28 protein-coding genes are annotated in these 25,185 nt (G+C 52.0%); 11 read left to right on the forward strand and 17 right to left on the reverse strand.

The window, feature by feature from the left end; genetic code table 11:
* Positions 1 to 16 precede the first annotated feature (16 nt).
* The 9 genes from IPJ68_03590 to IPJ68_03630 all read left to right on the forward strand — a co-directional run bounded on the left by IPJ68_03590 (position 17) and on the right by IPJ68_03630 (position 5,986).
* Positions 17 to 517 (forward strand): AAA family ATPase, encoded by a 501-nt coding sequence (locus IPJ68_03590; protein ID QQR78141.1) that lies wholly within the window; start codon positions 17 to 19, stop codon positions 515 to 517.
* Positions 518 to 584: 67 nt separating this feature from the next.
* Positions 585 to 1,625 (forward strand): LD-carboxypeptidase, encoded by a 1,041-nt coding sequence (locus IPJ68_03595; protein QQR78142.1) that lies wholly within the window; start codon positions 585 to 587, stop codon positions 1,623 to 1,625.
* Positions 1,626 to 1,718: 93 nt separating this feature from the next.
* Positions 1,719 to 2,528: an HD domain-containing protein gene (locus IPJ68_03600; protein ID QQR78143.1), complete on the forward strand. Its 810-nt coding sequence runs from the start codon at positions 1,719 to 1,721 to the stop codon at positions 2,526 to 2,528.
* 48 nt (positions 2,529 to 2,576) lie between these two features.
* A complete protein-coding gene (locus IPJ68_03605) occupies positions 2,577 to 3,080 on the forward strand; it encodes an NUDIX hydrolase (GenBank protein QQR78144.1) in 504 nt (167 codons plus the stop codon).
* A gap of 99 nt (positions 3,081 to 3,179) precedes the next feature.
* Positions 3,180 to 3,803, forward strand: a complete 624-nt coding sequence (locus IPJ68_03610) for a hypothetical protein (protein QQR78145.1) — start codon at positions 3,180 to 3,182, stop codon at positions 3,801 to 3,803.
* A 53-nt stretch (positions 3,804 to 3,856) separates the two neighbouring features.
* Positions 3,857 to 4,291, forward strand: coding sequence for a pyridoxamine 5'-phosphate oxidase family protein (locus IPJ68_03615; protein ID QQR78146.1), 435 nt, complete (start codon positions 3,857 to 3,859; stop codon positions 4,289 to 4,291).
* A 34-nt stretch (positions 4,292 to 4,325) separates the two neighbouring features.
* Positions 4,326 to 4,856, forward strand: coding sequence for a hypothetical protein (locus IPJ68_03620; GenBank protein ID QQR78147.1), 531 nt, complete (start codon positions 4,326 to 4,328; stop codon positions 4,854 to 4,856).
* Between the two features lie 162 nt (positions 4,857 to 5,018).
* Positions 5,019 to 5,222, forward strand: coding sequence for a hypothetical protein (locus tag IPJ68_03625; GenBank protein QQR78148.1), 204 nt, complete (start codon positions 5,019 to 5,021; stop codon positions 5,220 to 5,222).
* Between the two features lie 107 nt (positions 5,223 to 5,329).
* A complete protein-coding gene (locus IPJ68_03630; GenBank protein ID QQR78149.1) occupies positions 5,330 to 5,986 on the forward strand; it encodes an HAD-IA family hydrolase in 657 nt (218 codons plus the stop codon).
* 161 nt (positions 5,987 to 6,147) lie between these two features.
* On the opposite strand, the gene IPJ68_03635 is transcribed toward IPJ68_03630, so the two are convergent.
* Positions 6,148 to 6,504 carry a GFA family protein gene (locus IPJ68_03635; protein ID QQR79251.1) on the reverse strand — a complete coding sequence of 119 codons (357 nt, stop codon included), beginning with the start codon at positions 6,502 to 6,504 and terminating at the stop codon, positions 6,148 to 6,150.
* A gap of 152 nt (positions 6,505 to 6,656) precedes the next feature.
* Here IPJ68_03635 and IPJ68_03640 point away from each other — a divergent pair, with 152 nt between their 5' ends.
* Entirely contained in the window at positions 6,657 to 6,854 is a 198-nt protein-coding gene (locus IPJ68_03640) for a cold shock domain-containing protein (GenBank protein ID QQR78150.1), read from the forward strand.
* A gap of 500 nt (positions 6,855 to 7,354) precedes the next feature.
* On the opposite strand, the gene IPJ68_03645 is transcribed toward IPJ68_03640, so the two are convergent.
* The 9 genes from IPJ68_03645 to IPJ68_03685 all read right to left on the reverse strand — a co-directional run bounded on the left by IPJ68_03645 (position 7,355) and on the right by IPJ68_03685 (position 17,482).
* Entirely contained in the window at positions 7,355 to 8,941 is a 1,587-nt protein-coding gene (locus tag IPJ68_03645) for an NADH-quinone oxidoreductase subunit C (protein ID QQR78151.1), read from the reverse strand.
* A gap of 5 nt (positions 8,942 to 8,946) precedes the next feature.
* Entirely contained in the window at positions 8,947 to 9,468 is a 522-nt protein-coding gene (locus IPJ68_03650; GenBank protein QQR78152.1) for a hypothetical protein, read from the reverse strand.
* Positions 9,456 to 10,394, reverse strand: coding sequence for a hypothetical protein (locus tag IPJ68_03655; GenBank protein QQR78153.1), 939 nt, complete (start codon positions 10,392 to 10,394; stop codon positions 9,456 to 9,458). The genes IPJ68_03650 and IPJ68_03655 overlap by 13 nt, the downstream gene beginning before the upstream one ends.
* Before the next feature lie 9 nt (positions 10,395 to 10,403).
* Positions 10,404 to 11,063, reverse strand: a complete 660-nt coding sequence (locus tag IPJ68_03660; GenBank protein QQR78154.1) for a hypothetical protein — start codon at positions 11,061 to 11,063, stop codon at positions 10,404 to 10,406.
* A 4-nt stretch (positions 11,064 to 11,067) separates the two neighbouring features.
* Positions 11,068 to 12,036: an NADH-quinone oxidoreductase subunit H gene (locus IPJ68_03665; GenBank protein ID QQR78155.1), complete on the reverse strand. Its 969-nt coding sequence runs from the start codon at positions 12,034 to 12,036 to the stop codon at positions 11,068 to 11,070.
* Between the two features lie 10 nt (positions 12,037 to 12,046).
* Complete coding sequence (locus tag IPJ68_03670; protein QQR78156.1) at positions 12,047 to 14,104, reverse strand: hydrogenase 4 subunit B; 2,058 nt, start codon at positions 14,102 to 14,104, stop codon at positions 12,047 to 12,049.
* A 5-nt stretch (positions 14,105 to 14,109) separates the two neighbouring features.
* On the reverse strand, positions 14,110 to 14,646 hold the full coding sequence (gene nuoB, locus IPJ68_03675) for an NADH-quinone oxidoreductase subunit NuoB (protein QQR78157.1): 537 nt from the start codon (positions 14,644 to 14,646) through the stop codon (positions 14,110 to 14,112).
* Positions 14,647 to 14,729: 83 nt separating this feature from the next.
* On the reverse strand, positions 14,730 to 15,374 hold the full coding sequence (locus IPJ68_03680) for a VTT domain-containing protein (protein QQR78158.1): 645 nt from the start codon (positions 15,372 to 15,374) through the stop codon (positions 14,730 to 14,732).
* 17 nt (positions 15,375 to 15,391) lie between these two features.
* Positions 15,392 to 17,482 (reverse strand): cation:proton antiporter, encoded by a 2,091-nt coding sequence (locus IPJ68_03685; protein ID QQR78159.1) that lies wholly within the window; start codon positions 17,480 to 17,482, stop codon positions 15,392 to 15,394.
* A gap of 224 nt (positions 17,483 to 17,706) precedes the next feature.
* Here IPJ68_03685 and IPJ68_03690 point away from each other — a divergent pair, with 224 nt between their 5' ends.
* Positions 17,707 to 18,135: a hypothetical protein gene (locus IPJ68_03690; GenBank protein ID QQR78160.1), complete on the forward strand. Its 429-nt coding sequence runs from the start codon at positions 17,707 to 17,709 to the stop codon at positions 18,133 to 18,135.
* A 79-nt stretch (positions 18,136 to 18,214) separates the two neighbouring features.
* Here IPJ68_03690 and rplL read toward each other — a convergent pair whose 3' ends face one another.
* The 7 genes from rplL to nusB all read right to left on the reverse strand — a co-directional run bounded on the left by rplL (position 18,215) and on the right by nusB (position 25,031).
* Positions 18,215 to 18,616 carry a 50S ribosomal protein L7/L12 gene (rplL, locus tag IPJ68_03695; GenBank protein ID QQR78161.1) on the reverse strand — a complete coding sequence of 134 codons (402 nt, stop codon included), beginning with the start codon at positions 18,614 to 18,616 and terminating at the stop codon, positions 18,215 to 18,217.
* 30 nt (positions 18,617 to 18,646) lie between these two features.
* Positions 18,647 to 19,171 carry a 50S ribosomal protein L10 gene (locus IPJ68_03700; GenBank protein ID QQR78162.1) on the reverse strand — a complete coding sequence of 175 codons (525 nt, stop codon included), beginning with the start codon at positions 19,169 to 19,171 and terminating at the stop codon, positions 18,647 to 18,649.
* 406 nt (positions 19,172 to 19,577) lie between these two features.
* The gene (gene rpsP, locus IPJ68_03705; GenBank protein ID QQR78163.1) at positions 19,578 to 20,039 is read right to left on the reverse strand and encodes a 30S ribosomal protein S16; all 462 of its coding nucleotides are present in this window, start codon (positions 20,037 to 20,039) and stop codon (positions 19,578 to 19,580) included.
* 137 nt (positions 20,040 to 20,176) lie between these two features.
* Complete coding sequence (locus IPJ68_03710) at positions 20,177 to 20,740, reverse strand: hypothetical protein (GenBank protein ID QQR78164.1); 564 nt, start codon at positions 20,738 to 20,740, stop codon at positions 20,177 to 20,179.
* Between the two features lie 302 nt (positions 20,741 to 21,042).
* On the reverse strand, positions 21,043 to 23,421 hold the full coding sequence (locus IPJ68_03715; GenBank protein ID QQR78165.1) for an AAA family ATPase: 2,379 nt from the start codon (positions 23,419 to 23,421) through the stop codon (positions 21,043 to 21,045).
* A gap of 173 nt (positions 23,422 to 23,594) precedes the next feature.
* The gene (rnc, locus tag IPJ68_03720) at positions 23,595 to 24,287 is read right to left on the reverse strand and encodes a ribonuclease III (GenBank protein ID QQR78166.1); all 693 of its coding nucleotides are present in this window, start codon (positions 24,285 to 24,287) and stop codon (positions 23,595 to 23,597) included.
* 204 nt (positions 24,288 to 24,491) lie between these two features.
* Positions 24,492 to 25,031, reverse strand: coding sequence for a transcription antitermination factor NusB (gene nusB / locus IPJ68_03725; protein ID QQR78167.1), 540 nt, complete (start codon positions 25,029 to 25,031; stop codon positions 24,492 to 24,494).
* Positions 25,032 to 25,185 lie beyond the last annotated feature (154 nt).

Below are 25,185 nucleotides of genomic sequence, written 5' to 3' on the forward strand. Positions count from 1 at the left end.
CCTAGCAAAATACCATATGCCAAAAATATTAGTACTAGGCCCCTCTGGTTCGGGAAAAACATATATTTCTGCCGCGCTTCGTGAGAAAGGGATCAATGCTCTCGACGGAGACCTCATCGAAAACTTATCAGATTGGTTTGATGGCACCGGTAACAAAGTCGGGTGTCCGCCTGATGCTAATAAAGAATTTCTCGATACCCATGAATTTCTTTGGGATAGGGAGGTACTGAAAGACTTTCTAAAACAACAAGACAGCGTCTATCTTTTTGGAATGTCAGGCAATGCTTTTGATATGGTTGATCTTTTTGATAAAACCTATTTTCTAAAAGCGACTCCCGAGATTCTCGCAAATAGACTACGACACGAGAGCAGAGAGAACCCTATGGGTAAAACTGACTACCAACTTCAAAATGCTCTTGATTGGGCAAAAGAAATAGAGCAAGAAGCCTCAAGCCGAGGAATTGCTACGCTTGACGCAAATAAATCTCCTGAAGAAATTTTTGATGAAATAGTTTAATGTCTTCCGAAATCTTTTTCCAGTCCATAGTCCTGATACGTATCCAATAAGCCCAGTGAAATATTTCATGAAAACTTTTACCCCAACAAAAAAATTATCCAATGGCGACAAAGTCGCTATTCTATCACCATCATTTGCTGCTCCCGGAAAATGGCCTCATGTCTACGAACTTGGACTAAAAAGATTGCGGGAAAATTTTCAATTAGAACCTGTAGAATTTCCAACCACAAAAAAGATTGACGCATCCAATGATGAGAGGACTCAAGACTTGATAGCTGCATTTGAAGATAAGAACATACAAGCGATCATCTCTTCCTTGGGCGGTAACGACCAAGTAACTTATATAAAGAATCTTCCTTCGAAGCCATTCACAGATAATCCGAAACCATTTTTCGGATATAGTGATAACACTCATTTTATGAATTTCCTGTGGCTCCATGGAATTCCTTCCTATTATGGAGGCGCTCTTTTTACCCAGTTTGCCGAGTCGGGAAAAATAAACGAATACACGGCCCAGCATTTGAAAATCGCGCTCTTTCAACGCGGTGAAGTTAGCATTCAGGCAAGCGACTCCTATTGTGATCAGGGCCTGAGCTGGGACGACCAAAAAAATCTCGAGGTGAGTAAGTCGTATGAACCCAATGCAGGCTGGTTTTGGGATGGCGACCAAAACGCAACGGGCATTACTTGGGGAGGTTGTCTGGAATCAATTGATGAATTACTCCGTCATGCCATTCCCATTCCATCACTACAAGATTTTGAGAATATCATTTTACTAACAGAAACATCTGAAGAAATTCCTTCACCGGAGTATGTCAGACGTGTTTATAGAGCGCTAGGAGAGCGAGGAATACTGGAAAGGATCAAGGGTTTCCTCGTGGGACGGCCCAAAGCCTGGGAATTCGATACTCAAAAAAGTAGCGAAGAAAAAGAAGAGTATCGAAAAAAACAACGAGAGGCTACTCTGCAAATCATACGGCAATACAATAAAACCGCACCGATTGTACAAAATGTAGATTTTGGCCATACTGATCCACAGATTCCCATGCCCTACGGCATGCCTGTCCAGATAAACGCAGAAAATAAGGAGGTAATCGTCAATTTCTAAAGACCTGTGTTTCCTGTAGGAGATACGTTCCAACCTCGTCCCAGAGCCGCAGCCACCGTTGCTCGCGAACGACGTGGCCAGCACCGATCATCTATGACAACATACGAGACATACTTTAAAGACTTCATTGGACGAGCGGAAAAGTTATCTGCGGTAAAACGATATCGTGCATACGACACGATGTTCTACCGGACCAACCTCGCCACGCACTCGAAGCGCGTCGGTTGGCAGACAATGGCGCTCCTCGCGATGCTCCCCGACGATATCCGCCAGACGCTCGACCAAGAAAAAATACTCCTCCTTGCCTGGGTTCACGATGATCACGAGATATTTGCTGGCGATCACCAATCAGCAAGCGAGTGGCATATGACCAGGCAGCAATGTACCGATCAGGAAACAAAGGAGGCATGGGCTGTCGAAAAAACTGCCAAGATATTCCCGCATCAGCTCGGACGACATGTCTATCACGATCTCCTCGCAGAGGCCGTGCGCGTCGACACGATTGAATCACAACTAGTAAAGCTCGCTGACAAGATCGAGGGCTGTGGCGAGGCGCTCCATGAAATCTTTGGCGGGAATGTGGGCTTTACTGTCGAAGTGAAGGACCCCGACCATGACTATGGTAAAACCAACCCCATTCCTCCGGTGTACTACGGTCACTATTTTGACCATCTTCCAAAAAAACTCCCTCTCCTCGAACCCTGGAGAGCCTTCCTTGTACCTCCCCTCGTGAGCTGTCACGACAATATCAACTTTTCCGAGCTCGCCGCATTACATACTCCGCACACGAGAGCCTCACTGGATATCCCGATTGGATTCGCGCCATACGACTATTGGAAAGCCACCTTCCTCGCCTCTGGGAGCGAAGATGAAATCCATCAGCTGTTTGTCCGCGCGGGATGATTTTCAAGCACCAGCACCCATAATCTCGTCTATTATCACAACCCCACTATGACAGAAAACATCTCACACGATAGCGAAACACCAGCCCAGGGTCAGCAAGTTATCACAGCTTGTGCCTTTATTCATCACAACTTTGATGAAATTGAAAAAGTATTCCTCCCCAAACGGGCTGACACCAAAAAATTCTTGCCCGGAGTCTATGAGCTTCCGGGTGGGCATATTGATTACGGTGAGGACATCGTCAAAGGACTTGAGCGTGAGATTATGGAGGAGTTCGGCATGAAGGTGACAATCGGAGACCCCTTTGCTACTTTTACCTACCTCAACGAGATAAAAGGCTCCCACTCAGTAGAAATCATCTATTATGCAGCGTTTGTCGATTCTCTAGAAAATATCACTCTTCATCCCGAAGATCACTCTCAATTTGAATGGGTTGCAGAAGATGAGCTGCAAAAAGTCTTTACCGAACACAAAAAAGGCGACGATCCAGAAATACAAGCCATAGAGAAAGGCTTTTCTCTGCTCAGAGGAGAATCATTAGCCTTTCACTAAAGTAACTTCATCCAGTAGAAAAGCTCCAACTTCATCCCAGAGCCTAGGAAGACAAACTTTAATTACATTTAGAAACTCACAAAGCGTACACGTAAGAACATGTTTACATTACTCACTACCAGTATATATTTTGGTGTATCAGCAGCTCACTGGCTTGTGATTTTGTCAGCGCTTATAAGTTTCAGCGGGGCATTCGCGTACATACGCGACATGATAAGAGGTAAATCGAAGCCAAACTTAGTGACTTGGGGTCTTTGGGCATTTGCTCCTCTCATCGCCACCGGCGCTGCTCTGAGTGCAGACTCCGATTTGTGGTCAACTGTCAGAATCTTTATGTCTGGCTTCGGACCACTTTTAGTTTTTGTCGCTGCTCTTTTAGTTTCTCAAGGCTACTGGAAATTATCAAAATTCGACTACTTTTGTGGTCTCATATCGCTTTTCGCTCTTGGCGCTTGGACTCTTGCTGATGAACCTATCCTAGCAATATTATTTGCTGCTACAGCAGATTTATTTGCAACCATTCCGACCGTTCTAAAGGCCTGGAAGTATCCCGAGACAGAGACGCTTTATACCTATTTCGTTGGTCTCTTTACTGCTACAATAGTCATTCCTGCAATTCCTATTTGGAATATCGAAAATGCTGCTTTCCAAGCGTATCTGTTGGCAGCAAACGTTGTATTATTTTTTGTGGTTTTAAAAGGAAAGCTCCGGAAGGAAAGTTAGGTTTCTTAGTAAAAAAAGTTCTAGCCCATCTTAAACCTCAACATGTACAGTCTATGGATATCGAAAACACCATTCGCGAATATATTAGCGATGTGCTCCACATGTCACTCGCCACCTGTAAGGATAGTAAGCCCTGGGTATGCGAGGTGCATTTTTCTTTTGATAATGACCTCAACTTTTACTTCCTCTCCAAACCTGAGAGACGCCATAGCCAGGAGATATCGTTCAATCCACACGTTTCAGGAAACATCATCCATGAGCACGCCATTGGCGAATCAGTGAGAGGAGTCTATTTTGAAGGTCGAGCGGAATTCATCCCCAATATAAGTGAAGAGCACCCTGCCTATCGTACTTATTGCCAACGTTTCAATATGGGACCAGAAATTCTCGATCATGGATTCTACGCCATAAAAGTGACTGACCTCTATCTTTTTGATAATAAAGAAACCGAACCTGGTCAAAAGTATCACCTCCCCTGGTCTCAATAAGCTCCAACATCGTCCTAGAGTATCAGCACACCCTATGTACTATCTTTATCATAAAGTACCCAAAGAGCTCGAAGGAAATATTCTCTATCCTCTAAATCAATTAGAAACTCTTCTCCCGCGTACCTTTGAAAAAGAGAAAGAAAAATACAGGGGGAGGGAAATGCTTCTGCAGGTAAAGATACCTTTTCTCGACTGTCTTTGGAATGATGTCCTACACCTCACGGCCGTTCCTCCAGTCGAGATAAAAAAGGCACTGATTGAAGCAGGGCGAACGCCTGATTTTAACATGAACTGTTTTCAAATTGACCCAGCAATGCTTGAGGCGGAGAACACCGTTATTTATCTCTACACTCAGAATAGCCTCCAAGATATATCAGAAGAAAATAACTTTAGACCATACGATGCGACAAAAATATCCCAATACTCAGAAGTACCACAAAAAACGAGAGCCTATTACGAAGAGCTCCTGAGCGAAGGAAAGAAACCACTCCTCTATCATTTTATTCCACACATTCTCTATAAAGGGTCTATCGATACGAAAAACTTAGAACGTATCACCGTGTAGCATTGAGATACTCAATATTTAAAAGTGTTAATCTTTTTTGACTTTTCCCCAATCCACAGTTCCAAACACGTATCCAATAGCCAAGCATCGACAGACGGGACGCTGTGTGCTATTATCCAATGTTGCAAAATCGCAACAGCCCATTACGAAAAGGAGGTACCGATGGCCACGTGGCACAGCGTAAGAATGGTGGATGACAGGGAACAGAACGCCGAGGAGAAGATTGCTACCGCATTGAATCTCTGGCAGACCAAGCATCCCGACAGAAAGATTGTGAACCTACACCTCACGACGGGCCGACTCCTTGGTTCCAAGGGCGTATATGTCATCGGCATCTTCACCTCAGAGGAATGGCAGAGTAAGTAATCCCGAAAGGCATGGCGACCCGCCACAAGTGGTCGTCTTCTTTTTTTCACAAAGAAGCTCTCTGAGCAATACTTCACTCGATAGTTGGTATGCTATCCTGAAAATATATGAACAAAACCGTCATCTTCGACCTGGATGGTACACTGGTGGATATCGAGCCGGTTTTTCTTCGCATCTACAATACGCTGGCAGCGGAATTTGGACTCGCGCCCATTCGACCAGATGAACTTCCGGCTCTGAGGAAGCTCCATCTGAAACAGGTGATGTTTCGGCGGCTCGGCTGGCGGATAGTTTTCCTTCCGCGGATTTTGAAACGGGGCCAGACAGAATACCGGTTGCTCGTCCCCGAGGTCGAGCTCTTTCCCGGTATCCAGGAAACCCTCACACACCTCCGAGCCTTCGGTTATCGGATCGGTATCATCTCTTCGAGCGAACGAACGACGGTCCTCGCGCTCATCGAAAAATTTGGTCTCGATATCGATTTTGTCTATCAGAGTTCGCTCTTCGGAAAGGCCGCGATCCTGAAGGAAACGGCCGAAAAGGAATCATTTGCCCTTGCCGATACGGTCTATATCGGTGATGAGATACGCGATATCGATGCTTGTCGGAAGGCCGGCCTTGATATCATCGCGGTCACGTGGGGGCTAAACGACCGCTCAGCCTTGATCGCGACCGGTGCCCCGACAGCCGACACGCCTGCCGAACTCGAGGCGAAAATCCTCGCCCTCCTTCCGCTTAGTCACTCTCTCAAATCTCAACGCTGATAGATAAAAGAAACCAACCGCTTATCTCATAAAATACTCAGATTTCGGCTGAAAACCTCTCAGCGCTCGTCAGGATATCTCGATAGCCTTCCTCGCTTTTCAAGATTTTCCTCTCGTCCCGCCAGGGCGGGATCTCGAGACATGAGATTTGAGAGAGTGACTTACCAGCTCTTCCCATCAAACGGCGTCAGCGTAAGTTTCGCAATATCGACATCCGTGAGCGTCCGGACATTGATGGCCACCGTCTCGGCACCCGTCGTTGGGTCTTTCCCTTTCGCAATCGGTTGGACACCGCAAAACCGACAGAACAGGTGCTGCAGTGTCTTCTTGTTGAAGCGATACTCCACCAAATCATCCACCCCAGAAAGTAATCGGAACTGAGCGCCCGGAACAAAGGCGAGGAGCATCCCTTTCATGCTGCAGTGAGAACAATTGCACTCGAGCACAGACGCGAGATCAGTTTCAACCTCGAAAGCGACCTTTCCACAGTGGCATTTTCCCTGGTATTGATTGGCCATTGGCATAATTTAGTACTCCTACTATAGCATGGATAAGCCTAGAATGGGGCTTGCTTTTTCCAGAGAAAGCTGTTATCATGGACCCATAGAAGTTGAGGAATATAGTCGAGTTTCCCGCTTTCTAGACTAATTGAACATAGAGCAGCACCATTATGACTGGTACTATCAAGACGCTCACGGATCGTGGATTCGGTTTCATCGCTCGCGAAGGCGAAGTGAAGGACCTGTTCTTCCACTCCAAGGAGCTCTCCGGCGTGACGTTCGATGAGCTCAAGGTTGGCGATGTCGTCAGCTTCGAAGTCGTCGACGGTGAGAAGGGCCCGGCCGCGGTCAATGTGACCCGCGCCTAAGGCGTTCTCCCACGAACAAAAATACCGTCCCTTCGAGGGCGGTTTTTTTGTTGCTCCATTTTGACTAAGACGTGCCCACCAGAGAATCTTGTTTAACAAAAATCTACGGCACCAATCTACGATTGGTGCCGTTTCATATTGTCAACTTGTGATCATCGCTTCGGGACGATAAAAAGGAATCGCGTCCTTTGCTGAATGCTTCCAACCCCGCCCCCCCAAGCATCGAAACGTTACATCAGCGGCGAGGTCACCGAAATCGAGCAATATGCCAACTGGCAATAGAATGAGCGGTAAAGGGTTATCCGCATGTCCCGACTCAGATCGGTCACTATCACTTGCAAGTGCTCGAGCAAGTCTGTGGCGCACACCTGTCACGGTGTTTACGGGAAAATGAACAACGTTATCGTGCACGAAACCACCTCCTTCGTTGAGCTGTGGTAGATGACAATAGTGTAGCGCATTCCAGAAAAAAAGGAAGTCCCTCCCCGACATGAACGCACCTACAGATCATTGCCTGAGTAGGAGAGATTCAGGCTCTTGTTGATAAGTGGAAAATCCGGCACTATATCGTTCGTTACGAGATAGGGAAATACCTGCCAATTCAGGAAAGATGGATCGCGCACTTTTACTCGGGTGATCATGCCGTTTGCATCCGTCATGATGAAATAGACGATATCACCGCGCCAACCTTCGACGATACCGATGGCGTGAGCGTTCGGCATCAGACTCCCGATTCCGATCGCGACCGGACCAGGATTCGAGACGGCCCGATCGATTGCCTGATGGAGGATCTTGAAGGACTGGTGGACTTCACGTTCGCGCACTTTGTACCGGGCAAAGACATCCCCCGTCGTTTCTGTCGGGATAGAGAAGTACACTGTGTCATAGGCCGCATAAGGAAAATCTACTCGGGCATCCCGTTCGATCCCGACCGCCCGTGCCCCGATACCGACGATCCCATGATCTTCACCGACTGTGCGCTCCAGCCGTCCCGTGTCCTGCAGTCGATTCAGGAGGGAGAGGCTTTCGGCGACGGCCTCCATCACGGAGAGGAAATCATTTTCGAGATCGATGAGGTCCGTCTTGAGGAGCGTGAGTTCACCATCCAGGATATCCGCGGTCAGGCCACCTGGCATGAGCCTGCCCCGGAGGAAACGACTGCTGGTGAGCCGCTCATTCCATGCCATCACTCGCTCGCGGAGACGCGTCCCCTGACTGCCACCAAAGGACAGCCCCGTATCGAGCATGATGAAGGCGAGATCATTGTAGTGATTGGCCAGCCGTTCCAATTCGGCCAGGACCATACGCAGATACAGCGCACGCTTGGGTACTGTGACCGCAGCCAACGACTCAACCGCCTGGCAATAGGCAAGTGCATGGTGGAATGAACTGTCGCCGGAAATCCGTTCCGCGAGCGCCACCCGTTTCTCAGACGGCAATGCTTCAAATAACTTCTCTGTCCCCTTGTGGACATAGCCGAGCCGTGGCTCGAGTCGGAGGATCTCTTCGCCGAGCACACTGAAGCGGAAATGCCCTGGCTCGATGATACCCGCATGCACGGGACCAACGGGGATTTCATACACCCCTTCCCCGGCGTACCGCTCGAACGTCGCCCACTCTTTTTCTTTCGGTTCGACGATACCCTGATCCCAATGGAAATCTTTCCGGAGTGGATAGATATCCTTCGGGAAATTCTCAGCATGGAGATTGATTCGCTCAGCCTGAGGATGTCCCTGTGGCATCAGGCCGAAGAACGTGAGGATCTCCCGCTCATACATGGCGAATTCCTGATCTTCTGGCGTCAGTGATGGGAACGTTGAACGCTCCGGGCTCACCGAGAGAAAGGGCACGAGGAAACAGGCTTCCTTAGGAATACCAAAGACATAATAAATCCGGAAACCCCGGCCCTCCGCTCGCTCATCGGTCGCCGCCACCGTTTTCAGCGGGAGACCGTGAGTGTGCTTCAGTGTCCGAATGACCCGCGCGAGATCGGTCGCCGCCACTTCAAACAGCACCCGGTCACCTTCGGCTGTCGGAGTGAAGCCACCTTGGCCAAAACGCAAGAGTAGTTGGATCGGATCAGTCATAGTGGTCAGAGTGAAAAATTCTGAGAAATCGACTGGAGCAAAGCGGGCAACGGCTCAGGCAATTGCCAACTCAGGACGAGCAAGAGAGCAAACATCAGTACAACCGGGAGCTGCGTAAGCCGATTGCTTTCACCGCGCTCAGTTCCTTCCAGAACCGGTCCATACACCAGTGCCGACAGAATGCGGAAGAAGCCAAAGAAAATAACACTCAGCGCCAGGAGCAATACTCCAACAAGCCAGGGAGAGAAAGAGATCCCCGCAGAGAGAATGAGCAATTTCGTCACGAAGAGTGCAAACGGCGGCAATCCGGCGAGCATAAGGATGCCCGCAAAGAAAAGTGGTCCCGTCAGGGGCAGCGCCTTGAAGAGGCCGCTCACATTCTTGAGTTTGGTCGAACTGAACCGGAGAAAAATATTTCCCGCCAAGAGAAACAACATCGACTTAGCGATAGCATGATAGAACATGTGCAAGAGCCCGGCCATGATCCCGACACCACCTAGACCGAAACCGATCGTCATGAGCCCCATGTGTTCGATGCTCGAGTAGGCGAGGAGACGCTTGTAGTTTTCTGGACGAAGATGATGAAGGCGGCCAGCACAACTGAGAGTGTCCCGAAGAAAATAAGCAGGCCACTCGTGAAGTGAGTGTCCCCCAAGGCGAGATCGGTGATATGCTTCCAGCGAAGGACCGCAAACAACGCAACGTTGAGGAGTACGCCGGAAAGCAATGCCGAGATGGGCGACGGCGCCTTGCTATGAGCATCTGGAAGCCAGGCATGGAGCGGAGCGAGGCCCACCTTGGTCCCATAGCCGACGAGGATGAGGACAAAGGCGATCTTGGCGACGTCAGGCGTCATCGATCCAGCCGCGGCAGCCAGACTGGCCCAATCAGTCGCGCCCGAATGATCATCTGAGAGTGCAAGAAACAATAGCGTCCCGAGGAGACCAATGAGGAGGCCGAGAGAATTCAAGATGAGGTATTTCCACGCTGCCTCGGTCGCCGACGGTTTGTTGTAGAAACTGATGAGGAACGCCGTCGCCAATGTTGTCGCTTCGACTGCGGTCCAGGTGATAACCGGATGCACGGTCGAAACTGCGAGGTACATCGCAAAGAGGAAGATTTCGAGGAGGATGAAGAATTGGCGTACCCGACGCGGGCCGATGATGCCCTTTGTTACTTCCGCCCGCAGATACCCGACGGAATAGAGACTGACAAAGAAACCAACGAGCGCGATGATGAGAATGAGGTAAACGGAAAGTCCATCCACCGCGAAGACGCCTGCACTTCGGACAGTTTCTTCCGCAACCACGCGCGCGACGAGGCGGAACGCGAGTACGAGCTCGACCATCGCCGCCACGATGACACCCATTTCGATGAGTCGGGTCTTCTTGGCCGGCAAGAGGAAGAAGAGGGCGGCCGCGAGAACTGGAATGAGGACGAGAAAGATAATCATATGGACAGTTTAGTCTTCAATCAATCGGTTCATCTCACGCGTGTCAAGCGATCCGAACTGGCGATGTACGAGACGCAGAAAAGCGTATGCGATGACCATCCAGACGAGGATATCAAAAACGATACCGAGTTCCAGTGCCAGTGTCTGCTTCACTCCGAGGAAGAGAGCAAAGAGAACGACACTGTTTTCAAGTGCCAAGACAGCGATGATCTGGGCAAGTGCCCCCTGGCGATTGATGAGTAAGAAGATGGCGATGAACACCATCGCGATATTGAAGACGAACACATCCGGCGTCACCGAAGAGACCGTCCAGAGTGCAGCAAAGGACTGCGAGGCCGCAAAGACGATGAGGCCAAGCATGACAGCCAGCGTCGCCGGGGTTGAGAGATAGCTCGTACTCGCAACGAGGTGTCCAAAACGACGCAAGAGTCGCAAGAAGAAGTACGGTGCAACAATGACCTTGGCGATGAACGTTACCACCCCGACTATCACGAGTCCCAGCTCATCTCCGGCGATGCCAAGCACGATGATGATCGTCGCCACTGCCGCGGATTGCAACGCATAGAGGCGAAGGGTATAGGTGGTACTTTTCACGAGATGCAAAAGCACAACCGCGACGAAGGCCATGAGATCGAGCGAGAGCGTCAGTTGGAGAAAATCGGATTCCATAAGCCTAGGCAGTGAGAGAAACAGTCAGGACGACGGCGATCATACCGAGAACAAAAGAGGTGAAAAGGAGATCCGGAACACGGAAGATACGGTACTTCGACATGAGCGACTCCAGGAAAGCGATCGCGATCAGGAGTAGAAGTCCTTTCCCGATAAAAATGAGGGTCGGGACAAGGAGTGCAGAGAACGAAGTGTACTCGAGTGCCACCCCCCATGGGAAGAACACATTGGCACCCAATGCGATGAAGATAAGGAGCTTGTTGGCACTCGCCCATTCCATGAGCGCGAGGCGCTTGCCGGAGTATTCGAGGAGCATCGCCTCGTGGATCATAGTCAGTTCGAGATGGGTGGCTGGATTGTCGACAGGGAAGCGCGCGTTTTCGGCGAGGAGCGCGATCGCAAACGCGAGAAACGCGACAAAGAGCGGGAAGGCGGCTGTCACCGGTAGATTACTAAGCTGGGCCACCATATCGAGGAGGTGTCCCGTCCCCGCGAGGAATGATGCCGGTAGCAGCGAAAAGATGAGCCCTGCCTCGGCAAGCGCCGCGACCATCATTTCCCGACTCGAACCAAAGCCGCCGAAGCCACTGCCCGCATCCATCCCGGCGAGGGCGAGGAAAAATGTCATGAGCGCAAGGAGATATACGATCACGAGGAAGTCACCCGTCGCCGTCAGCGCCAATTCCGGCACGCCCGGCACAGCCGGAGCGACAGCCGTCACGAGGGGCACGGTCGCCCCGAGCAAGAGCGTAATCGCAAAGATGAGGTACGGAGCGAAACGAGTAATCCAAGACGCATCTGCCGAAATCACTTCATCCTTGGCAAAGAGTTTGCGGAAATCGCGATACGGCTGGAAAATATCTGCCCCCGTCCGCCCTTGCAAGCGGGCTTTCACGCGTCGGATGATGCCGATACACAAAGGCGCCAGGATCGGGACCGCGAGGATTTGGAGAATAAAGAAGAGAAGAGTCATACACGTGTGATCAGGAGTGAGTCGCCCACAACAGCACACCGAGGAAAGTGAGGGCAAAGTACAGGATATACACATTCACATTGCCGGTCTGGACGAGGCGAATCCGGTCCGCGAGGAAATGAAGTGCCGCATTCACGGGCCGATAGAGCCGCTCACGATACACATCGCGAAGCCCCGTCTCGATGGAAACCGACTTGAAGAAATAGCGCGTCTGATCGTCATGATATTCGATGGTTGACTGCTTCGTCGGTTGGAGGATGCCCCGAAATATCGTGACGAGTGAGCGCGAAAAACTCGTCGCCGTGATTTCGTTTCGGCCAGAGAGTGGGAATCCGCAGTCCCAGGTCGAACCGATGACGACACACCGCCCCCGAGTCGCGAGACGGACTGCGACCGTGATCGCTACGAGGATCACTATGAGGAGAATTGCAACGGTCGCGAGCGGGAGCACATCCGCAAATGCATGTCGCGAAGCCACGATCTCGAGGAAAGGGAAACCGAGCGTCGCCGGGTTGGTGAGACCGATACTCGCGACGATACCAGTCAGTCCGGCGAGGACCGGAGATGAAGCGAGGCCGAGCACTAGCGAGAGGAGTGCGAGGACACCCATCGGCACCACCATGATCCAGGAGACTTCCTTCGCCGCCTTTGCCTCCGCCGAGCGTGGTCGAGCCAAGAACGTCGTACCAAAGACCTTCACAAAACACGCGACCGCTAATCCACTGGTGAAGACGAGGCTCGTGAGAGCGATGAGGAAGGCGATCTTCACGGCGAGCGGCGACCCGATCACACCAGCAAACAGAACTTGAAACGTGAGCCACTCACTGACGAACCCATTGAAGGGTGGGAGCGCCGCGATCGCCAGCGACCCCACCAGAAAAAAAGTGGCGGTGTATGGCATCACCCGCAAGAGTCCACCATAGGCTTCCAGGTTACGCGTTCCCGCCCTGCTGACGACTGATCCGGCTCCGAGGAACAGGAGCGACTTGAAAACTGCATGATTGAGCAGGTGATACAATGCCGCCGCGAGCGCAAACAGCGCTACCCGCTCCTGCCCCAATGCAAAAAGCGTCAACCCCGCACCGAAAGCAATCGTGATGATACCGACATTCTCCACAGTGCTGTAGGCCAAGAGGCGCTTCAGATCACGCTCGGCATTTGCATACAGGATACCGAGCAAGGCCGAGACGGATCCGATGATGAGGAAGGTGACCCCCCACTCGACACGGGCCCCCTGGAAGAAATCAAAGAAGAATCGGAACAGCATGAAGAGAGCTGTCTTCACCATGATGCCAGACATGAGAGCTGAGACATGGGATGGAGCGGCCGGATGCGCCTCGGGGAGCCAGATATGGAGTGGGATGAGCCCTGCTTTGGTCGCAAATCCGATGAGTGCGAACCCGAGGATGAATGCTTCGCCAGTCGGCGAGAGCGTCCCGAAGGCTTCACGCCAGGTATCGAAAGAAAATGATCCGGTTGCCTGATAGGCGAGGAGACAGGCGAGGATGATGAAAGCTGTCCCGAAATGCGTCATGAGGAAATACACGAATCCGGCGCGGACATTTTCGGCTTTCTCATGTTCGAAAACAACGAGGAAGTATGATGCAAGTGACATCAGCTCCCACACCAAGAGGAAGAACAGTGCCTGGTTCGCAATCGGGATAAGCAAGAGACTACCAACGAAAAGATTGTAGAAAAAACCAAAAGACCCCAATCGACCACTGCCAATGAAATGTCGGAGATAACCATAGCCATACACCGATGCCAAGAGCGCGACGAGTGAGGCGAGGGCGAGGAAATAAGCCCCCATCCCATCGATACGAAAGGAAAGTTCCAGGAGCGGGAACGGCCCCGAGTATAGCCAGGCTACTCCCCGACCCCGATACAGTACGGGAAACGCCATCCCGAGACCGACGACCGATCCCAACGCAGCCATGGCATGCGCCGCCGCATTCGCCACTCGCCCGCCATCATTGATCCGTGCCCCAGCCAACAGCGAAGCGACCGCTCCGACGAGGAACAGTCCGATAAGGAGAAACAAAGCATCTTCTGAGAGAAAGAATTCCATAGGCGCTAGGCAGGTGTCGAACGGTTTTGATCAATCGTGTCCAGAATTTTCAACAATGCCTTCAGTATTTGCTTTGGAGACGGTGGGTCACCAGGGATCATGAAATCCACCGGGACGATATCCTCCACCCGATCATAGACCGCGTACGAGCCACGATAGATGCCCCCATCGATCGCTCCGTCCCCGACTGCGACGACCCATTTCGGTGTCGGCATCGCGGCATAACTGTGGCGGAGACCATCGGCCATATTGCGGCTGACTGGCCCCGTCACAAAGAGCATGTCCGCATGCCGCGGCGAGGCGACGAAACGGACACCGAAGCGCTCGACATCATAATACGCATTGGTGAGCGCTGTCAGTTCCTGTTCCTCGGCATTGCTCGATCCAGCCGACACGACCCGGATCGCGAGTGAGCCGCCGAATGTCCCCCGCACCCGCTGCCTGAGTGCTTCGCCCAATTCCTCGGCTTCACCCCCTCGGATGTCGCCCTCGCTGAGAGCCATGAGCGGCGTCGTAAAGATTTTCTTCAGCATGCGGTACATAACGGTCTCGACAATCGGGAAAAATCAAACATCCAACAAAAACTCCTTCCGGTATTTTCACCCGGCTATGATACCCCCTTCGGCTACCTATTGTCCACTACGCTCGCAGGGACAACCCCGTTCGCCAGGCGTTCCTTCCGGTCCCGCCAGTATTCGAACGCTCCCGGCAATACTGACAAGAAAATGATAAGGACGACAATCGGGAGGAGGTAGCGGTCGATATCCTCGATCAGACTGCCCAGATAATAGGCCAAGGTCGTCAGACCAACCGACCACAACAGCGCGCCTATAAGATTGAAAAAAGCGAATGTCCCATAGTGCATGCGAGCCACCCCGGCGACAATCGGCGCAAAGGTCCGGACAATCGGAACGAAACGCGCCAGGACTATCGTCTTGCCGCCGTAGCGCTCATAAAACGCCTGTGCTTTCAGGATATGGGATTTCCGGAACAAGAGCGAATCCTCGCGCGAAAAAATCTTCGGCCCGACCAAAGCCCCGAACCAGTACCCGACCATGTTCCCCGTGAACGCCGCGACAAACAGAATAACCAGGAGAAGCGGGAGCGAGAAGAACCCCTGCGCCGCCAATACCCCCGCCACAAAGAGCAAACTATCCCCCGGGAAGAAGAACCCGAGGAAAAGGCCTGTCTCAGCGAAGACAATCGCGAAGAGACCAATATACCCGATCGTCTTGATTGCCTCCACCATGTCGATACCGAAGAATTCCATAGAGTATTGTCGTTTAGCTAAATCGAGTAGGCTTCGTCCTTCAGCTCATTATAGAGCATATTCCCCACTTTGCGCGGAAGCATGGCATTTTCCAAGAGTTCGTCGAGCATCCGTTCTTCGGTCTTGAAGAGTGCATAGCGACCGAATGACTCGTTCAAATACGCGAGCTCCGTCCCAATTTTTGCTGCTACGGCGTCGCGCTTTTTTTCTGCATCCACCCGGAGTCCCTCATACAGTGCGATGACGGCCGTTGTCGATGCCTCATCTCCGTAGAGCCCTGGAAAGCGTTCCGAGAGTGACTTGAGACGCCGGAGCACCTTGGCCAGCACCACTTCCTGGGCGCGATAGTAACGGTATTCCTCGAGCATTTCCTGTTTGACTGGTTTGGGACGGAACTTCTTCCGCAGCCACATGACGAGTGTCTCGAACCAGTCCTGACGGAAGCGCTCCGCATGATGCGATACTTGCTCCCTTCCCTCCTCAACTCGCGACGTCTGAATCGCGATCTTGTTCAAAATCTCCTTGTATTCCGATTCGGAAATCTCCTGATAGACGTAGAGCTCGCGGAGAAAGCGCTTTTCCATGCCGAGAGCATACATCTGCAGTGCTCGGTTCATGTCGCTCGGTGTCGCCGTAAAGAGCGACTGACAGGCCGCTACCGACTTCTCGTAACGCTCCGTGTATTCTTGTTTGAGTCGGGCAAACACATCGCTCTTCACGTATCCTTTCTCATGGAAATCGGCGAGCTTCTCGAGCGCCTCCTGATAGACCAGGGCCGAGCACTCATGGTACTCCACGGTCTCGAGAGATGTCAGATCCGACAGTTTCATCTTCTTGATCATCGCTCCGATCGAGGTCGCTTTGATGAGGAGAGTGAAGTAGATGCAGCCAATCGTGATGGCCGCGATGAATTCCTTCACGGTAAAGTCATAATTCCAACCTGGAAGTATAAGTGTATCGGGGATGAGAAGCACCATCGTGACCGCCAGCGCTCCGCGGAGACTCCCCCACGCGAGCAGATGCTGCCACGACATCGGAATCTGATCTTCTTTCTTCAGTCGATTCACCATAGCCACGACTGGATAAATGGACAGTCCTCGGCCAATCATCACCACCACAACCGTCATGAGCATCGGCACGATAAATTGATCAAAATGGATCGGAAGATCAGCAAAGAGTAGTCCCATCAGAATGAAAACGAGCGAGTTTGCCACGAAGGCGAAGTACCCCCAGAACTTCTCCATGTATTCCTCGACGCGCGGCGAAATCTTGAACCGACCATAGTTGCCGATGACCATCGACGCCATCACGGTCGCGATAATCGACGAAAATCTGATTTCTTGGCCGAAGAGGACGAGATGATGCGAAATGAGTTCGGAGAGTATGAAGGTGAGATGCGCCACGAGCATGGTGAGCGTGATTTCAACGTGCTCATTATCCTGCACTTTACCGATGATCTTGGAAAATACGAACCCCATCAAGAGCCCGAAAATGCCACCACCAAGCACCATCGTCATAAACATGAATACACCCTCGAGTATGCTCCCGAGTCCCGAGAACCCGGCCATCGCTACATCAAGGACGATGAGAAAGAGAGCAAGCGAAGTACCATCATTGAACAAGCTCTCCCCCTCAAAGATGAGTGAGAGACGGCGCGGCACGCCGAATTCCTTGAACAATGCGAGCACCGCCACCGGATCCGTCGCCGAGATGAGCGCCCCGAAAACGAGCGTCGCCATGAACGGCACCGGGAAGCCGATGAACTTCAGTCCCCAGAAAAGCACGAACGCCACGAAAAAGGCAGAAACGACAAGACTCACAACTGACAGCCACGAGATCGATCGAACATTTTCGGCCATCTCACGCATGTTCATGTTGTAGGCCGACTCAAAGATGAGCACCGGCAGAAAGACAAAGAAGAGGAGCTCGGGAGTCAGTTCAAAACTTTTGATGAAATGAAAGAATGCAAAATGCGTGAGTGGCACCAGGATAGAGCCGACGATGACGAGCAGCACTGTATACGGCAATTTCAAGCGGCCGGCGACAAAATACGTGCCAATACAGATGAGCATGAGTACGGCGACCGCGAGCACGACTTCGAGTGACATAGGCGTTATTTATAGCAAACAAACAAAAGAGGCTCTTCTGAGCCATCGTTTCTATCGGCTCCATTCTACGCCCTCCCCTCCGTTTGGTCAAAGCAAAGACCGTAATCCTCAGTCACCGACACCATCACTATTGATTCTTTGGCTACCCGATGCTATGCTAGTGCTTCGTCAAAATCATTTCCCTGACGAACCACACGTCCCTTTCAATTAGCCAGGAGAACAGCATGAATGCATCGACATTCGCTTTAGCGGCTTTCATCGCCTTTGCCTACGTCGCATGGCCCAATCTCAGCAAGGCACTTGGCGTAAGCGGCGGACTCATCGCTTTCATCATGGTGGCTGGCGCACTTGTCGTGCTGATCATCACGTCTCATCAAGACCTAATGTCGATTGGAAAACTCACGACGAAGCAGGTACTCTGGATCACCTTTTTTGCAATCGCGAATGGCATAGCTGTGTACCTCTATGCCGAGACGGCTGCCGACAAGCGTGTCTCCACGGCGATTTTCCTCACTATGATTTTTGTCCTGGAGGTCGCTTTTGCTCCATTCATCGAATGGTATGTCACCGGGACGAAGCCTGACCTGATCCTAGCGTTCGGCTATGTACTCATACTGCCTGGCATGTGGATCATCGGCACAAGATCTGGCTAACTGCCATAAAGGAACTCAAAGAAAGGGACTGTATTCCAAATGGAATCAGTCCCTTTACAATTCCTCTTGAAGAGCGAGATTATTTGAGGGTCACGGTCGCACCGGCTTCCTCGAGCTTCTTCTTCATCACTTCGGCATCGGCCTTGGCGACTTTCTCCTTGATCACCTTTGGAGCGGCGTCGACGAGATCCTTGGCTTCCTTGAGGCCCAAGCCGGTCACTTCACGGACCGCCTTGATGGCATTGATCTTCTGCTGACCCGCGGCGGTGAGCTCGACATCGAAATCTGTCTTTTCTTCGACTTCTTCAGTAGCGGCGGCTGGCGCGGCACCCATCATCATCGGGGCAGCGGCTGACACGCCGAACTTTTCCTCGAGCACGCTCACGAGCTCGGACAGGTCGAGCACGCTCATCTTTTCGATCTCAGCGACGAGCTTCTCGAACTTCTCCGGCACAACGACTTCCTTCTTTTCCTCTGACATATGCGTACTGATTACGTGATTACAAATTGATTAGGCACCCTTGGCATCCCGCACCGCACCGAGTACTCGGACCAACCCCGTGAGATTACCCGAGAGGGTCCGGACGAATCCAGCGATCGGCGCTTGGAGTGTCCCGACAAGCTTTGCCCGGAGCTCATCCTTGGACGGCAATTTGGCTAGCGCCTTCACTGCTTCCACAGACAACGCCTCAGATCCGAGCGAGCCCCCGACAATTGAGAGCGTCGAGTCCTTGTGCGCTTTGATGAAATCGGCAATTGTTTTGGCGGCCGCAACTTCGTCCACAGAGAACGCGACGCCGACCTGGCCGTCGAGAGCACGAGCGTCCACCTTCACACCGACCTCATCCAGCGCGCGATTGAGGAGGGTTTTCTTCAACACCTGCCAGCTCGAGCCCGTCTCGCGGAGACTCCGACGGAGTGTCGTGATATCCTTCACCGAAACGCCCTTGAAGTTGGCAAACACCAGTGCCTTCGAGCCCTTCGCTTTGGCTGCGACACTGGCGATGAGCTCGGTCTTCTGTGATTTATTCTGCATAGTGAGATAACCGACAACCAACAACGGACAACCAACAACTTTATTCAAACACAGAAATTATTCCTCTGGTTTTCGGCTGTCGGCTATCGAGTAGTCGGTTGTGAAATTAACAAAAAATCTCCCTTTCCAGGAGACCGAAACAAGTAAAACCGCAAGGCTTCGAATCGTTCCTGCTAGGGATTTATCTACTCATTATTACTCTTGAGCAGTACCTTAGGTCTCTGGAAATATTCAGTTGTAGCACCATCGTAGCCTGAGAAACGAGCCGCTGTCAACCCCGCACCATTCTCCACGACGACTTCGTCACTCCAGAGAAACCACCTAACTATTCCGACTCCGCCCTCAGGCATCAGTATTTTGGCCTCGACAATCCCGAGAAGAATAGTGCGGGGTCAACTCCGATTACTCAGACTTTCGGGGCCTCGGCTGGAGCGACTTCAGCAGGGGTCGTCGCCTCAGCGGGAGCGCTCGCCACGACTGGGGTAGCTTCGGTGGCCGCCTCTTCCACCTTCAAAGCTTCTTCTTCCTTTTTATCTACCTGAGCTTCGGCAGGCTTTTCCTCAGCCGGTTTCTCCTCGACTAGCGGCTCCTCCTTTTTTACCGGACGTGGCATACGCTTGGGCGTGATTTTCCCTTCGATGACACCCTCCTTCACGAGCATATTGTGGACACGATCAGATGGCTGGGCGCCCTGGCCGATCCAATACAGGATGCGGTCCTTCTTGAAAATCGTCACCTTGGAGTGCGGGTCATGGCTCCCGAGCATCTCCACATGGCGATGGCCTGGGGCTTTGGTTTTCTCCTGAAGGACGACTCGGAATTGAGCCTGGTTTCTCTTGCCGAAGCGGTTGAGGCGGATGACGAGCATAATTTCCTAAATAAGCGTAAAATCGACACCAATCCACCGAAAGGAGGATACGAAAGCCATTCTAGCCGGATTCTTCCTGGGTGTCAACTTAGGCTGGGACCTCAACTTTCCCTATCCTCAGCAGTCTGGTCGAACGACTACGGATGTATCGCTTGCGTCCTCACAAAACCACCGTCTTCATTTACATAGTAGCGAAAATCTGAATCCCCTTGCGTGAAGGTCACATCGACGATCTCTGTCTCCGGATCCAAACAAGGTATTTTGAGAAATGATCTCTTCTCCCAAACTAATCGAGTGACGCCGACTGAACTCGCTTGCTCGGAGAAGGTATCCAGTCGAAAGGATAATTGGTGCAGGCCTTCACTCGTATCGGGACCGACTGGTATTCCTTCGGTCCATTCATTGCTATTCCCATGTACCCGCTGATCAGCCTTGTAGACCAATTGATTATCCCAGAACACCGACAATAGTCCACCGCTGCCTCCGAAGCGGTAATCAAATTGGATGATGAGGTTCTGTCCAACGGTGATACTCGCATCTTGCCCTCGACTTATCTGGACTGGATAGACGACCCAAACGGGTTTGTCTTTTTCTGCCTCCAACACAAAAGTCTTGTCGTTCTTGACCATGAAACTCCCGCTAGGGCTTTGAAAAGATGGCAGATTCAGATCAATATCAAATGGCTGCAGGTCTGAAGTCATACAAAAATGATTCAACTCCAAAGGTCCTTCTGAACCGCGAGAATTCAACACCGCTGCCCGTTTCTTAGTCTGGATAGTTTTGGGGTCCACCTGGAGTAACGTAGCGAGTGCCATTCGAGTCATATCTATAGCCTGATCAATGTTCTTTTTTCAGGTTCGATATTCGAAACAGTCGACTCTGGTACTGCCGAGTTCTGAATATACACCACGTATAAAGCAATGGCATTGAGAGCAACAACGGCTGCTATTACAATCCACATTTTCCGATTCATATTCGTCATTTTATTTCCCCTTATACTGTACTATTTCGTCTCCACTTTTCCACCCTCACCGACTTGGTCGAGCCGGATGGAGAGGAGCTTCGAGACGCCGTCTTTGGCCATAGTCACACCATAGATGAGTCCGGCCTGCGCCATCGTCTCGCGGTTATGCGTGATGGCGATGAACTGGGTGTGTTCGGAGAGTTCCGCGAGCATTTTGGAGAAACGCCGAGAATTCGCTTCGTCGAGGGCCGCTTCGACTTCATCAAGAACAGCAAACGGCGGCGGATTGTGCGAGATGATCGCAAAGAGGAGTGCGAGGGACGTGAGCGAACGTTCGCCGCCTGAGAGCATAGACAAGTTGTGGATGCGTTTACCAGGTGGACACGCCGCGATCTCGATACCGACTTCATACGCCTCCGGAGTCGCTTCAGCATCGCCGAGCTCGTCTTCGTCCTCTGCCGCATCATCCGCCGATTTCCGCAGTTTCACCCGCACGATCTCCAGGCTCGCCTTGCCGCCACCAAAGATGATCTTGAAGTATTCGGCAAACCGCTTGTCGATTTCCTTGAACGCGCCCTTGAACGCAGCATCGATCTTGTGATCCATTTCCTTGATGACTTCCTTCAGCGACTCGGCGGCCTTTTTCAAATCCTCAGATTCGGTCGAAAGAAAGGTGAAACGCTTTTCCGTTTCCTGGAATTCGTCAACAACCAGCGGGTCAATCGTGCCGACATGCTCCACTTCCACCTTCAGCCGGGCGACTTCACGTTCGAGCTTCTCGCGTTCGACCAACGTCCCGTCGTACTGGAGCGCTTCCGGCGCGAGCGAGAGCTCTTCGCGGATGAGCGCGGTCAGGTCTTCCTCGCGGACTTCGACCCGAGCGAGGCCGACCTTCAAATCGTTCAGCTCATCTTTCTTCCGCTGGAGGAGATGTTCTTTCTCACGGAACTCTTTTTCCGCCGCAAAATAGGCTTCCCGTTCGGCTTTCCCCGATTCCCGGACGGTAGCGAGTTCGGCGTTCTTTTCAGACACGCGCTGTTCAAAGGATCGGGCTTGTTCATGCAACGTCGCAAGTTGCGACTCAATCTCGGCCAGACGCGCTGCCGTGGCTTCACGCTCCGTATCCGAGATGGCCATGACCTTCTTCATCTTCACACTCCCCTCGCCAGCCTGGGCGCGCAGATCAGCGATCCGCTGACGGACAACCGTCGCGAACTCGCGGATATCCTGCAGATCTTCAAGTTGCTCGATATGCGCTAATTTATCGATGAGTTCTGCCTGGAGTTTCGCTATTTCTTCGAGCCGAGCCTGGACGAATGGAAGATCGACTGGGATGATTTCGATTTCTTCACGTTCCCGCTGCTTCTCCCTCTCCGCTTCTTGGCGACCCTCGAGGACGCTCGTCTCCCGGATTATCACATTGAGTTCTGCGCGCAGTTTCCCAAGTTCATTCTCGATGGCATCCTCGCGTTCATTCGTCTCCATGGCGGTCGCTGCCCGTTTCGATTGCGCCTCAAGTGTCACCGTCTCGTGTTCAAGAGCAGCAATCGCCTCCTCAATCGCTGTTCGTCGGACGATAAGACTGCCCCGCTCTTCGCTCTGGGTATGCCAGAGAAAACTGTAGAGGAGCTCCTGTTTCGCTCGGAGTTTCAAGGCGATGTCTTTGGCCTGAGACGCTTTTTCGGCTTGGCGGCGGAGATTCCGAAGGTGTGGTTCGATCTCGATGACGAGTGAATCGACACGGACGAGGTTTTCGCGTGTGCTTTCAAGCTTCCGAAGGGCGCGCTCTTTCTCGATCTGATATGGCTTCACTCCGGCAGCGTCCTCGAAGATGGCACGACGCTCCAAAGGCGTCGCATTAAGCACAGCGTCGCTCATGCCTTGTGTGATTACGCAGTAGCTATCACGGCCGACCCCGGCCTTGGCCAAGAGGTCGACGACATCGAGGAGTCGAACGCGCGAACCATTGATCAGATATTCACCCTCGCCATCTCGGTGGACCTTGCGCGTGATCGCGACCTCCGAAAACTCTATCGGGATACGTTTGTCGGTATTGTCAAAGTAGAGCGTGACTGACGCCGTCCCAAGCCGCGCTTTGCCCTCGGTCCCAGCAAAGATGACGTCTTCGGACTTCTTGCCACGCAAGTTCTTCGATGACTGCTCACCGATCGCCCAACGGATTGCATCGGCCACATTGGACTTGCCACTGCCATTGGGCCCGACGATCGCGGTGATGCCGCACCGGCCCACATCTCTTCGAGAAGTGTTTCCGGCAGGCTTTCCGCTATTATCTGAAGCGATATCCCTGCCCGACTCATTATGCGAAGCATCATAGACGGGACAGTCAGGTAGAAAATCCAAAGCTGTCTTCGTGGCGAAAGACTTGAAACCGTTCAGTTCGAGTTTCTTGAGATACACGTCGGAAGAATCAGGAATTATGATTCAAGAATAAAGCAAAAAAGAGCGTGGCTTCCCCTTATCCCACATTCTGACTTCTATATTCTACCCCCAGTATAGCTTCTCTCAAGACAAAAAGAAAAAGAGTTCCCGGACCTTCACTATACGCTCACAACTCAACTCTACAGGCTAAATTACCACCCCTTCTTAACCAGCCCTTCCTTGGCGGCATTGCGTTGCGCCTCCTGTTTGGACAGTCCCTCGCCCTCGGCGATGAGTTCGTCGCCGATGAAGACCCCCGCGATGAAACGCCGGTCATGATCCGGACCGGACTCGCGCAGTACCCGATACTGCGGCGTGACCCCCTGCTTCTCTTGAGCCAGCTCCTGAAAACGACTCTTCGGATCAGTATACAGTTTAGCATCGAGCACTTCCTGTATCCGCGTCAGCACTTGCGCTTCGATGAAGGCTTGGGCCGCCGTATATCCCTGATCGAGATAGAGTGCCCCGATGACAGCCTCGACCACGTTGGCGACGAGGAACTGACGCGCTCGGCCAGTGTCTTTTGACTCGCCTCGACTCATGAGGAGGAATTGCTCGATCCCCAGATCATGACCGACCTTGGCGAGCATATCACTATTGACCAGCGCCGCTCGGAGCGCCGTCAGTTCGCCCTCGGGACGCTCGGGAAAATCCGCGTACAGCCGCTCCGTCACGACGAGTTCCAGCACCGCGTCACCGAGGAATTCCAGCCGCTCATTGTGCGGGACCGGATGACTCTTGTGCTCGTTCAGATACGAACGATGCGTCACAGCCTCTTGGAAGAGCGCCGCGTTGCCGATCTTGATGCCGAGTGTCTTGGCGATTTTCTGTGCGTCAAATGTCATAAAACTGGCTCGTCTAATCCCTGTAAAGAAAAGTACCTGTTCAGAACCTAAGAAGAAATCTCTCTTTTCTACTCCAAATCTGCTCTTTTGGCTGCAAAGCACTCAAGACTCGTCGGGTTACTCGCCGAGTAGCCTTTCTCATCTTTCGCACTTTTCGTTCAAAACATCAGTTTTTCGTTACGAAAAAGAGATTCATCTCAGGTTCTATTCGCCCTTCGCAGCTTTCATCTTCGACTTATCTTCTTCCCCACTATCCGCTGGCTCGGCCTGCAGTTCTTCGGCCCGCTTGGCCTTGTGCTTTTCACTCGTATCATCCTTCATCGGCTCCCCCATCTCACGGTAAATCGTCCCGAGTACACCATTGACGAAGCGCGGCGTCGCATCACTCCCGAAACTTTTCCCCAGTTCGATCGCTTCATTGATCGCGACCTTGGGTGGCACTTCCTCATAATCCCCAAACATAAGTTCCGCGATGCCGAGCCGCAAGATATTGCGATCGACAACCGTCACCTGCTCGAGCGGCCACTCGGGTGCACATTTTTCGATGAGCTGATCGATTGTCGAACGATTGTGCAGCACGCTCTCCATCAAACGGCGCGCGAAAGTGTACTCCTCGAGCCCAGGGGCGAATTCCTCCATGTTTTTGCGGAGGACGGCGAGCGCTTTTTCATCATGCTTCCCCTGAAAGTCCCATTCGAAGAGAGACTGCATGACGACCGAACGCTGAAGGTGTCTATTGGCCATGGCGGCAAGGAACTACTTGATTATGTTTAGGTTCAGTATAGCATTTCTCCCTCTGACGTACAGCAGGATCTCGATACTTGTACCTTTTGCCGCGCCAGTTGGCGGATTGAATATAATCTTCTGACTCAAGATTCCTCATTCGATATTCTCCATT

The sequence above is a fragment of the Candidatus Moraniibacteriota bacterium genome (assembly GCA_016699425.1).
Lineage (GTDB): Bacteria > Patescibacteriota > Minisyncoccia > Moranbacterales > UBA1568 > SSEF01.